The 11,768-nt window shown below is 67.1% G+C and carries 8 protein-coding genes and 2 pseudogenes; 5 read left to right on the forward strand and 5 right to left on the reverse strand.

What is annotated here, in order from left to right:
* Nucleotides 1–23: 23 nt before the first annotated feature.
* Complete coding sequence (locus QE373_RS13845; protein WP_309687542.1) at nt 24–2,006, reverse strand: alpha/beta fold hydrolase; 1,983 nt, start codon at nt 2,004–2,006, stop codon at nt 24–26.
* Nucleotides 2,006–2,983: a DUF4105 domain-containing protein gene (locus QE373_RS13850; RefSeq protein WP_309687545.1), complete on the reverse strand. Its 978-nt coding sequence runs from the start codon at nt 2,981–2,983 to the stop codon at nt 2,006–2,008. Before QE373_RS13850 ends, QE373_RS13845 begins: the two co-directional genes overlap by 1 nt.
* A 191-nt stretch (nt 2,984–3,174) precedes the next feature.
* Here QE373_RS13850 and QE373_RS13855 point away from each other — a divergent pair, with 191 nt between their 5' ends.
* On the forward strand, nt 3,175–3,576 hold the full coding sequence (locus QE373_RS13855; protein ID WP_309687547.1) for a GFA family protein: 402 nt from the start codon (nt 3,175–3,177) through the stop codon (nt 3,574–3,576).
* Between the two features lie 4 nt (nt 3,577–3,580).
* Here QE373_RS13855 and QE373_RS13860 read toward each other — a convergent pair whose 3' ends face one another.
* The 3 genes and pseudogenes from QE373_RS13860 to QE373_RS13870 form a co-directional block, all read right to left on the reverse strand.
* Nucleotides 3,581–3,760, reverse strand: coding sequence for a hypothetical protein (locus tag QE373_RS13860; RefSeq protein ID WP_309687550.1), 180 nt, complete (start codon nt 3,758–3,760; stop codon nt 3,581–3,583).
* A 112-nt stretch (nt 3,761–3,872) separates the two neighbouring features.
* A pseudogene (locus QE373_RS13865) lies at nt 3,873–6,973 on the reverse strand (efflux RND transporter permease subunit).
* A 7-nt stretch (nt 6,974–6,980) separates the two neighbouring features.
* Nucleotides 6,981–8,090 (reverse strand): efflux RND transporter periplasmic adaptor subunit, encoded by a 1,110-nt coding sequence (locus QE373_RS13870; protein WP_309687553.1) that lies wholly within the window; start codon nt 8,088–8,090, stop codon nt 6,981–6,983.
* 193 nt (nt 8,091–8,283) lie between these two features.
* Between QE373_RS13870 and QE373_RS13875 the strand changes: the two are divergent.
* The 4 genes and pseudogenes from QE373_RS13875 (at nt 8,284) to QE373_RS13890 (ending at nt 11,759) form a co-directional block, all read left to right on the forward strand.
* Nucleotides 8,284–8,969 (forward strand): annotated as a pseudogene (locus tag QE373_RS13875) (response regulator transcription factor).
* A complete protein-coding gene (locus QE373_RS13880) occupies nt 8,947–10,332 on the forward strand; it encodes an ATP-binding protein (RefSeq protein ID WP_309687556.1) in 1,386 nt (461 codons plus the stop codon). The pseudogene QE373_RS13875 and the gene QE373_RS13880 overlap by 23 nt, the downstream one beginning before the upstream one ends.
* A 126-nt stretch (nt 10,333–10,458) precedes the next feature.
* A complete protein-coding gene (locus QE373_RS13885; RefSeq protein ID WP_309687558.1) occupies nt 10,459–11,598 on the forward strand; it encodes a PepSY-associated TM helix domain-containing protein in 1,140 nt (379 codons plus the stop codon).
* Nucleotides 11,595–11,759, forward strand: a complete 165-nt coding sequence (locus tag QE373_RS13890) for a hypothetical protein (protein WP_170183996.1) — start codon at nt 11,595–11,597, stop codon at nt 11,757–11,759. The genes QE373_RS13885 and QE373_RS13890 overlap by 4 nt, the downstream gene beginning before the upstream one ends.
* The last annotated feature ends 9 nt before the right edge of the window (nt 11,760–11,768 follow it).

Raw genomic sequence — 11,768 nt, forward strand, 5'->3', positions numbered from 1 at the left:
GACACCCAGTTCCGGACGCCCGCTCAGGGCCGTGCGCCCACCTCGTCCACGTCCTCGCGCAGGATGCGGCGGATTTCCAGCACCGCCTGCGGGGTTTCCTGCACGCTGTGGCCGGAGATGATCACCTTCTCCGACACCGCCCCGTCCAGGTGCGCGCTCCAGTACGGCACCAGTCCGTCATCGGACTGCAGCAGCGGCACGTCCGGCTTGCGGTGGGCAATGATCGAGTGATATTCCAGCCCCGGCTGGATCGGCAATGAAGCCGCCGCCATCACGAAGGGATCGCTGGATTTGAGGTTGTCGATGCTGTTGGGCACGCGCAGCTTCTCGCTGCCGCTGCGCTGCGCATCGGCCTGCTGCAGGGTGTTGAACGCATCCTCGAACGACCCCAGGATCGTCAGCGGCAGGCGCACCAGGCGCCCGATCAGGCGCCCCACCCGGTTACCGGCGATGTCCGTGCCTTTGTGCGGGGCGGCGATGAAGATCGCCCGTTCCACGTTGGGCTGCGGCTGGAACTGCAGCAACGGTCCCAGCTTGGTCTTTACCCGCTGCAGGCGCTCGCCCTTCAGGTCATAGCGCGCCATCAGGTCATTCCACAGCACATCGCCTGACGAACTGAGCATCAGGCGCCCCAGCACGCCGCCCATGCTGTGGCCGATGAACACCTGGTCCTTCGACGCGCGCGATTGTCCGCCCGGATCGAAGTGCTTGAGCGTGCTGTTGAACGCACGCGAGATCTCATAGCGGTTCAGAGCGATCGGCGCATTGGTCGGGTAATACACCTGCCACACCTGGAACTCACGGCGCAGCTCTTCTTCGCCCATGATCTCGTTGGCCACGTTCACCCAGGCCTCGGGACTGCTGCCCAGGCCGTGCAGCATGAAGATGATGCGGCGGTTCGGATCCCACGGCTGCATCAGGTAGATGTGCGGTTCCTTGATCCCTTCGGCCATGCCGAACAGGGTACGCAGGGCCTGCGTGGCGAAGCCACTCTGCGCAAGCCACAGCCCGTAGGCGGCGGTGAAATTGCCGGCCAGCGGTACCTGCTGGCCATGCAGGTCCACGCGCTCGGTGGCCTCGGGCGAATACACGTCCAGCAGCACCTGGCGGGTCTGCAGTACTTCATCCAGCGAATCGCCCTTGAAGCGCAGCAGCGCGGTGGCATTGATCGAAGACATCTCGCTGTACTGCGGCACTTCATGCCTGCGCTTGGGTGCCGCACCATCCACCGGGGCATCGGCATCGGGCAGCGGGGTGCTCAACTTCGGCGGGTCCATCACCACCACCAGTTCCGCGCCGAAGCCATCGCGACGGTACGTGCTGCGCAGGCCGACGAAACTGATCGTGGCCGCCGACACCAACCGGGTCGGGATGCTGGGCATCGACAGGCGATCGTAGTCGGAGGTGATCGTCCAGCGCTCACCCGCCACCGGGGCGTTGTAATCCTCGCCCTCCAGCGCGGAGGCGCGCGCCCGCCGGAACACCACCGATGCGGTCTGTTCGGCGGCGTAGTTGTAGTAGTCGCGCACCTGGGTCTGGCGGTCTTCAAAGGCGCGGTCGGACGGTGCGCGCCCGCTGAAGAACAGGTACGCATAGGCGTAGCGGGCCGCTTCCAGCCAGGCATCCACCGCCGCATCGCTCATCGGCTCCTTGTCGGCGTGCTTGGGCTTGGGGCTGAGCGTCAACGCGGTCTGCACCCACAGCTCGGACAACGCCGACATGCGCTGTTCGGTGCTGATGCCATGGGTATCCAGCAGCGTCCTGCGGCATACCACCACATCCTTGCCACACTGGCTGGCGTCCAGCCCGACCACGCTCAGCGTCTCCTGCGACGCCGCGCTCAGCTTGCCGGTGGTCAGCACGTCGGACCGCTTGGTGGTCAGGTAGTCCGTGTTGGCGACCTGCTTCACCGTCACCATCGCGCAGCCACTGCCGATCAGCAGCACGCTGGCCGCCAGCAGCAGGCGCAGGCGGCGCTGCCAGTCCAGGGGGAATGCAGCGGCCATCATGGTTGGTCTTCCTGTGCGGTACCGGGAACGCCGCGGCGTATCCAGGCGGAGAAATCATTCTGCGCCCGCGGCTGCAGCGCACGCGCGGTGATCCGTGCACGTGCCTTCAGCGTGGCGAAGGAATAGCCCGGGGCCAGCGCACCCTGGTCAAAGGCATACTCGTCCAGGTAGCCCGACGCCAGCAGGCGGTAGTCCAGTGGCAGCCCCGGCGCGATGTGGCGCGCCAGGTCGAACACGATGGTGGTGCAGTTGCTGGTCAGCGTGTTGTAGAACGCAGGTGCGGCATCCAGGCTGCGCGCCTGATCGATGTAGCCGGCGAACAGCGTGCGCAGCTGCGCCTGGCTCAGCGCCTGCAGGCGGTACAGATAGACGTCTTCGCCGCGTGCATTGGTACGCGTGCGGATGATGTCGGTTTCTTCCGATGCCACCAGGGTCATCTCGAACTTGCGGAAGAAGCCGCCCAGCGCGGAGAACGACTCGCCACGTTCCTTGCGGATTTCCAGCGAGAACACCAGCTGGCGTCCGTCTGCGAAGCCGAACGACACCAGCGTGTGGGCGATGGCCGGGCCCATCCAGTACGACATCACCAGGTCGGCCGAGCGCAGCTGCTGCAGGTCGTACTCACGGCGTACCCAGCGCGCGTCGTAGTCCTGTTCGCTGCGCCAGGTGAAATCACGCACGTTGTCCAACACCACGTGGTGCCCATCAAAGGCGACCACGTGCAGTCGCTCGGCCACGTCATCGGCCCAGACGCGGTCCTGACTGGGGCTCAGCACCGTCCACCACAGGGCGGCACAGGCCATGCCCAGCACGTAGGCCGATCCCACCCGCTGGTCGGCGCGTCCGCGCGCAACGCGCAGCGCCATCCAGCCCGCAGCGAGCATCCAGGCCAGCGCCAGCAGCCCTGCCAGCCATACCGGCCCGGGCATCTGGTAGAACAGCAGCCCGCCGGCCCACAGGGCGCCAAGCAGCATGATGATCGCGATCGTCCAACGTCCTGCTGCCTTCACTGTGGTGCTGTCACTTCATCCGTGGGGCGCCTAGTTAGCCACAAGCCGCGTCGGGGCGGAATGGATGCCTGTTCAGGTTGAGCCGGAAGGCGTGACGAACGGTCGTCACCCACCAATACCTGATACACAATGCGGGCATCCACGTGGAGGACCCCATGGGCATCAGATCGGTTGCCGGAATCCCGGTCAACGAGCACCACACCGCCACCTGCCATTGCGGCGCGGTTGAGCTGCGGCTGCACCTGCCGCACGGCATCGTCGAACCCCGTCGCTGCGATTGTTCGATGTGCCGAAGGCGCGGCGCCATCGCCGCCAGCGTTCCGGAAGACGGCCTCCAGGTGGTGCGCGGCGCCGAACAGCTGAGGCTGTATCAGTTCAACACGCACGTGGCCGAACACTGGTTCTGCAGCATCTGCGGCATCTACACCCATCACCGGCGGCGCTCCAATCCACGCGAGTTCGGCTACAACGTCGCCTGCCTGCAGGGCATCGACCCATTCGCGCTCGGCGAGGTGCCCACCAACGATGGAGTGCACCACCCGGCGGACCGCCAGTAATCGGTCAGTGGCGGCTGCGGCGGGAGGGCGCGGCGACTTTCTGCCACGGAGAGATCGCCATGCGCCCGGCACGCGCGGGGCGCTTGAGGGTCAGCCGGCGCGCGTGCGCTTCCGGCAAGGCTTCCGGTGCGGGGGCAACCGGCACCGGGGCCGGAACGCTAAGCAGTCGGTCAATGAGCCACATGGCAGGTCTCCGTTGGGGGCGGGTGCGTCCACCCTATCCCCGCCCCGGCGACCGCCATGTGATCCGGCAATGACACCGCGATGACCGCGCTGAACGGCACCGCCCAGCCGATTCAGGCGGGCGTTTTCCGCCGCGACAGCCCGCGTACCAGCACGAAGAACAACGGCACCAGCAGGATCGCCAGCACCGTGCCGGACACCATCCCGCCAATCACGCTGACACCGATCTCGCGGCGGCTTACCGCCCCGGCGCCGGTCGCCAGGGCCAGCGGCACCACGCCGGCCACGAACGCCAGCGAGGTCATCACGATCGGCCGCAGTCGCAGGCGCGCACCCTCCAGGGCTGCCTCCACCGCCGTGCGGCCCGCGTTGTATTCGGCCTCGGCGAACTCCACGATCAGGATCGCGTTCTTCGCCGACAGGCCGATGGTGGTCAGCAGGCCGACCTGGAAGTAGATGTCGTTGATGAAGCCCGCACCGGTCGTGGCCAGCACCGTGCCCAGCACCCCCAACGGGATCACCAGCACCACTGCCACCGGCACCGACCAGCTCTCGTACAACGCCGCCAGGCACAGGAAAATGAACGCGATCGAGGCCAGGTACAGCCACAACGTCTGGCTGCTCGCCATCTGCTCCTGGTAGGACAGGCCACTCCACTGCAGGCTGACACCCTGCTCTTGGCCCACCAGCTGCTGCATGCGCTGCATGGCCTGGCCGGAGCTGCTGCCCTCGGCGGCACTGCCCTGCAGCTCCATCGCCGGCAGCCCGTTGAAGCGCTGCCGCAGCTGCGGGCCACGCGTCCAGTGGCTGCTGGCGAAGCTGGCGAAGGAAGCCATCTGGCCGTCGCTGCCACGCACGTACCACTGGCCGATGTCTTCCGGCACCGACCGGTACGGCTGGTCGCCCTGCATGTACACGCGCTTGACCCGGCCACGGTCGAGGAAGTCATTGATGTAGCTGCCGCCCCACGCCGCCGACAAGGTGGAATTGATATCCGCCTGCGACAGGCCCAGCGCACTGGCCTGCGCATGGTCGATGTCCAGCTGCAGCTGCGCCTTGTCACCCAGCCCGTTCAGCCGCACCGAAGACAACCCGGCATCGGCGTTGGCCGCCTGCACCACGCGCTGCTGCGCACCCTGCAGGGATTGGCGGCCCGCCGCGCTGCTGTCCTGCAGCCACAGCTCGAAGCCGCTGGACTGCCCCAGCCCACGCACTGCCGGCGGAGACAGCACGTTGACCTTGGCATCCACGAGCCCGGCGAAGTGCTTGTTGGCCCGGCCGATGATCGCCGCGGCACTGTTGTCGGCATCGCGCTCGCTCCACGGCTTCAGCGCCACGAAGCCCTGTCCGGCGTTCTGCCCGGTGCCGGCGTTGTTGCGCCCGACCACCACAAAGGCTACGTTGACATTCTGCTTTCGTTCTCGCGGAAATAGCGTCCGATCTCCTCGCCCAACGCCTCGGTCCTGGCCATCGGCGTGCCTTCGGGCGTATTGAACTGGAACATCACCAGGCCCTGGTCTTCCACCGGCAGGAAGCCGGTCGGCATGCGCGTATACAACAGCCCGACCGCGACCAGCACCACGAGATAGAAGGCCATCCAGCGCCGTGGGTGGGCCACGATCCGTCCCAGGCGCCCCTGGTAGGCATGCTGGGTACGCTCCACGCCGCGGTTGAACCAGCGGAAGAAGCGGCCCGGTGGGCGCTCCTTGTCAGCCGGCTTGAGCAGGGTGGCGCACAGCGCCGGCGTCAGGGTCAGCGCCACCAGCGCCGACAGCGCCATCGCCGATGCGATGGTGACGGAGAACTGCCGGTAGATGATGCCGGTCGCTCCGCCGAACATCGCCATCGGCAGGAACACCGCGCCCAGCACCACGGTGATGCCGATCAGCGCACCGGTGATCTCACCCATCGAACGTTCGGTTGCCTCGCGTGGTGGCAGGCCTTCCTCGTGGATGATGCGCTCCACGTTCTCCACCACCACGATCGCATCGTCCACCAGCAGGCCGATCGCCAGCACCATCGCGAACAGGGTCAGCGTGTTGATGGTGAACCCGGCCACCGCCAGGATGCCGAACGTACCCAGCAGCACCACCGGCACGGTAATGGCCGGAATCAACGTGGCACGCAGGTTCTGCAGGAACAGGAACATCACCACGACCACCAGCAGGATCGCCTCGATCAGGGTGTGCACTACCCCTTCCACCGACACCCGCACGAACGGCGTACTGTCGCGCGGATAGGCCACCTGCAGGCCCGGCGGGAAGGTCGGCTTGAGCCGCTCCATCTCCGCGCGGATCGCATCGGCGGTGGCCAGCGCGTTCGCGCCCGACGCCAGCGTCACCGAAAAACCCGCGGCCGGAAAGCCGTTGAGGAAGCTGCTCATCGTGTAGCCTTCCGCGCCGATCTCCACCCGCGCCACCTGGCCCAGGGTCACCGCCGCGCCATTGGGCAGTGTCTTCAGGATGACCTCGCGGAACTGTTCGGGGGTCTGCAGCCGCGACTGCGCGGTCACCGTGGCATTGAGCCGCTGGTCGGCCGCCGCCGGCAGCGCGCCGAGCTCGCCGGCCGTCACCTGGGTGTTCTGCGCTTCCACCGCGGTGCGGATGTCCGAGGGCATCAGGCCGTAGGCACGCAGCTGGTGGGGATCCATCCAGATCCGCATCGCATACGGTGCACCGAACACATCGATCTCGCCGACGCCGGGAATCCGGCTCATCGGATCCTGCACGCTGCTGGTCAGGAAGTCCGAAACATCCACGCGCTGCATCCGCCCGGTGGTGTCATACAGCGCCACCACCATCAGCGCATCGCCCTGCGATTTGGCGACCGTCACCCCCTGCTGCTGCACCTCCTGCGGCAGGCGGTTGATGGCCTGGTTGACGCTGTTCTGCACCTGTACCTGGGCGATATCCGGATCGGCCCGCTGGTCGAAGGTGACGGTGATGCGCGACTGCCCGTTGGACGAACTGGTGGACGAGAAATACAGCAGGTTGTCGATGCCCTTGATCTGCTGTTCGATCACCTGGGTGACGCTGTCTTCCACCGTCTGCGCGGAGGCGCCGGTGTAGCGGGCGGTGATGTTGATCTGCGGCGGGGCGATGTCCGGGTACTGTTCCACCGGCAGCTGGACGACCGCCATGCTGCCCAGCGCCATGATGCAGATCGCCAGCACCCAGGCAAAGATGGGGCGATGGATGAAGAAGCGCGAGAGCATGCGCGGGTCAGTCCTTGTTCGCTGCGGCGGGCGCTGCAGGCGCCGGGCCCACGGTCACCCTGGCCCCATCGGCCAGCCCCTGCCGGCCGCTGGTCACGATGCGCTCGCCCGGCTGCAGTCCATCCAGCACCAGCCACTGGTCCCCCACCGCACGCACGGTGCGGAACTCACGCTGGCGCACGATGTCCTGTGCATCCACCACCCAGGCCAGTGCATTGCCACGGGCACTGCGGTCCACCACCGGCTGCGGCACCAGCAGGGCCTGCTGGCGCGTGCCCTGCCCGACCATCGCGCGCACGTACATGCCCGGCAACAGCTGCCCGTCCGGGTTCGGGAAGGTGGCCCGCAGCGTGATGCTGCCGGTGCCCGGATCCACGTCCAGATCGGCGAACTGCAGCGTGCCCGGCAGCGGATACTCGCTACCGTCGGAAAGCTTCAGCGTCACCGGCGTGGTCGAATCCTGCACCCCGCCTTCGGCCACCGCCCGGCGCAGCGCCAGGAACTCGTTGCTGGACTGGGTGATGTCCACGTTCATCGGATCCAACCGCTGGATCTTGGCCAGCGGCTCGGCCTGGCCGGAGGTCACCAGCGCACCGGGAGTGAACAGCGCGCGGCCGATACGCCCGCCGATGGGCGCGGAAACCGCGGCAAAGCGCAGGTTGGTGCGCGCGGTTTCCACCACCGCGGCCGCTGCATCCACCGCCGCCGCGGACTGCTTGGCGGTGGCCAGCGCATCGTCCACGTCCTGGCGCGAACTCAGCTGTTCCCTGCCCAGTGCCTGCAGGCGCTGCGCGCGCAGGCCCTCGGCCACCGCCGTGGCCTGGGCGGTGCGCAGGTTGGCCTGGGCCTCGTTGGCCGCGGCCTGGTACAGCGCCGGTTCGATCTGGAACAAGGCCTGCCCCGGCTTGACCACCGCACCTTCTTCAAACAGGCGCTTCAGCAGCACGCCCGATACCTGCGGCCGCACGTCCGACTCCTCCGAGGCCGCCGTGCGTCCGGGCAGTTCCTGCTGCAGCGGCACGGCCTGCGCCTGCAGGGTGAGTACCTGCACGGTGGGCGGGACCGGCGCCTGCTCGGCTTTTTCACGGCTGCAGGCAGCAAGGATCAGGCAGGTCATGCCGGCACACGCCAGCCTGCGGGGAGCGGAAAGCCACATCGGGGATGTTTCCTGGGGAGGAACGTGGAAGGTCTGGCGGCGAATATAGAAGACCCGGGCGACGCTGGACGTGGATTTCAGATGAAACATTTTTCATTTGCAGTCGCTGCCCCGGGTTGCGAGGATGCATCGGACCTCCTTTCCGTATCGGTCCATGCCGCGCGTACTGACCATAGAAGACGACGCCGTCACCGCCGAAGAGATCGCCACGGAGCTGCGCAGCCATGGCTTCGAGGTCGAGCTGGCCGCCGATGGCATCGCCGGGCTGGCACTGGCCCGGCACGGGGGCTACGACGTGATCACGCTGGGACCGCATGCTGCCCGGGCTGGATGGCCTGGCCGTGGTGGCGCGCCTGCGCAACGAGGGCATCACCATCCCGGTGCTGATGATCAGCGCGCTGTCGGACGTGGATGAACGCGTGCGCGGGCTGCGCGCCGGCGGCGATGACTACCTGACCAAACCGTTCGCGTCCGATGAAATGTCCGCACGCGTGGAAGTGCTGCTGCGGCGCCATGCGCAGGTGGCGCCAGCGGACAGCCAACTGCGGGTGGGCGACCTGGAACTGGATCTGATGGCGCGCTGCGCGCGTCGCGGCGGGCAGGAAATCAGCCTGCTGCCCACCGAATTCAAGCTGCTGGAGTTCCTGATGCGCAATGCCGGCCAGGTGCTCAGCCGCACCATGCTGTTCCAGGAAGTGTGGGGCTACCACTTCGACCCCGGCACCAACCTGATCGAGGTCCACATCGGCCGCCTGCGCCGCCGCATCGAACAACCGGGCCGGCTGCAGCCGATCAAGACCGTACGAGGGAACCGGCTATGTCTTCGACCCGGCTTACTGAGGGCTGGCGCTCGTCCAGCAGCCGGTTGCTCGGCCTGTATTCGCTGTTGTTCATCGCCTGGTCCAGCGTGCTGCTGGGGGTGATGTACTGGCGCGTCTCGGATTACCTGGATGGCCTGTCCGAATCGGCGCTGCTGCAGCGCGCGCACCTGTTCCAGCGCTTCCAGGGCCCGACCATGGACGAAGCGCTCAGTGACAGCCTGCGCTATGACATCCACGGCACCTACGCCTACGGTGTGTTCACCGAACAGGGCAAGCATCTGTCCGGCCCGCTGATCGCGATGCCGCACGGCGTACAGCCCGACCAGCGCTCGCGCGAAATTCCCGGCTGGCGACTGGCCGATGGCGTGCGCGCGGAAAGCGGGCGTGCGCTGGCCGTCCGCACCCAGGACGACCGCGTGCTGGTGCTGGTACGGCAGAGCGGCAAGCTGACCGCGGTCAACAGCATCATCCTCGATGCACTGTGGTGGGGCGTGTCACTGACCGTGATTCCCGGGCTGGCCGGCTGGCATTTCCTGCGGCGCCGCCCGCTCAAGCGCATCCAGCAGATCGAAGCGGCCACCAACCGGATCATCGCCGGTGACCTGGGCCAACGCCTGCCGGTGTCCGACCGCCGCGACGAGATCGACCGCCTGTCCAGCATCGTCAACGCCATGCTGGAGCGCATCGAACAGTTGATGACCGAAGTGAAAGGCGTGTGCGACAGCATCGCGCACGACCTGCGTACCCCGCTCACCCGACTGCGCGCGCATCTGTACCGCACCCGCGTTGCGCTGGGCGATGACGGCCCGCAGGCGATGCAGATCGACCGCGCCCTGGCCGAAACCGATCTGCTGATGACCCGCTTCAGCGCGCTGCTGCGGGTATCGGAACTGGAAAGCGGCCAGCGTCGTTCGGCCTTCGAAGACGTGCAGGTCGCCGCGCTGCTGGAAGAACTGCACGCGTTCTACCTGCCACTGGCGGAAGAGAAAGAGCAGACGCTGGAGCTGGAAATCGGCGACGGCGCAAGCACCCTGCGTGGCGACCGCGAACTGCTGTTCGAAGCCCTGGCCAACCTGCTGTCCAATGCCATCCGTTTCACCCCCGAACACGGCCGGATCGTGCTGCGCGTGGTGGAAGACCAGGGCGCACCGCGCATCGACATCATCGACTCCGGTCCCGGCATCCCTGCCGAAGACCGCGAGCTGGTGTTCCAGCGCTTCTACCGGGGCCAGAACGAGTCCGGGCGGGCCGAGGGCTTCGGCCTGGGGCTTTCCATCGTGGCTGCCATTGCAGGGCTGCATGCCTTCCGGCTGCGCGCCGGCGGTGCCGACGACGGCGGGGCGTGGTTGAGCCTGCGCTGCGCACCCGAATCTCCGGTCTGATCCACGCGCGCCGCGCCTGCGAATCATTTGTATTCACATCTCCGCATCCGGATAATCCGCGGCATCAGTCCTCGCCGGTTCTGATCAACGCTCCACCTCCAGCCGTCGCCCGAGGATTCCTGCTGCATGCAACGCTCCGCCATCAAAGCCTGGTTCGTGGTCCACAAGTGGACCAGCCTGGTCTGCACCCTGTTCCTGTTGCTGCTGTGCCTGACCGGCCTGCCGCTGGTGTTCGGCCATGAGATCGCCCACCTCACCGGCGCCGATCCCGACGTGCCGGCCGCACCCGCCGATGCCACCCTGCGCGACCTGGACGCGCAGGTAGCAACCGCGCTGCAGCACTTCCCCGGCAATGTCCCGCTGTTCGTCGGCTGGGACCCGGACGCTCCACTGATGTACGTCAACACCGGCGCGCGCACCGATACGCCGGCCCCCCAGATGCAGACCGTGCTGCTCAATACCATCAGCGGCGAGCAGGTGCCCGCACCGCAGTTCAACGAAGGCGTGATGTACGTCCTGTACCGCCTGCACACCGATCTGTTCCTCGGCCTGCCCGGGCTGTTGTTGATGGGCGCGATGGGGCTGCTGTTCGTGGTGGCGATCATCTCCGGGCTGGTGCTGTATGGCCCGTTCATGCGCAAGCAGCGCTTCGGCACCCTGCGCACCGGCCGCAGCCGGCGACTGGCCTGGCTGGACCTGCACAACGTGATCGGCATCGTCACGCTCGGCTGGGCACTGGTGGTGGGCCTGACCGGTGCCATCAACACCTTGGCCAAGCCGCTTGAGCAGGCCTGGCAGACGCAGCAGCTGGGTGAGTTCGCCGCGCAGTATGCCGGCCAGCCCAAGCCCACCCAGCTGGCTTCGCTGCAGGCGGCGGTGGCTACCGCGCGCGCCGCCGAGCCGGATATGCGCCCGGCCTTCGTCAGTTTCCCCGGCACCGGCTACAGCGGTGACCATCATTTCGGGGTGTTCATGCAGGGTAATTCGCCGCTGACCGAACGCCTGTATCGCCCGGTGCTGATCGATGCGACCACCGGTGCACTGACCGCGCAGCCGCAGTTGCCGACCTACATGACGGTGCTGCTGCTCAGCCAGCCGCTGCACTTCGGTGATTACGGCAAGCTGCCGCTGAAGATCCTGTGGGCCCTGCTGGACCTGCTGACCATCGCCGTGCTGGTCAGTGGCCTGTACCTGTGGTTCAAGCGCGGCAACACCGCCACGCGCGTGGCGGAGATCGAACGCGCGCAGACCCAGGAGGTGGCATGAACAGTCCCTTCGTCGCACCGGCCTGGATAACGCTGGCAAGCCTGGTCGGGCTGGTCAGCGCGTTGATCGGCGATGGCTTGTTCGACGTCGTCTCGTGGGTGATCTTCAGTGGCCTGATCGCGCTGTTCCTGCGCGCGTGGATGAAGCGCGACCGGCGCTGATCCGCGCTG

The sequence above is a fragment of the Stenotrophomonas sp. SORGH_AS_0321 genome, from assembly GCF_031453215.1.
Classification (GTDB): Bacteria; Pseudomonadota; Gammaproteobacteria; order Xanthomonadales; family Xanthomonadaceae; genus Stenotrophomonas; species Stenotrophomonas chelatiphaga.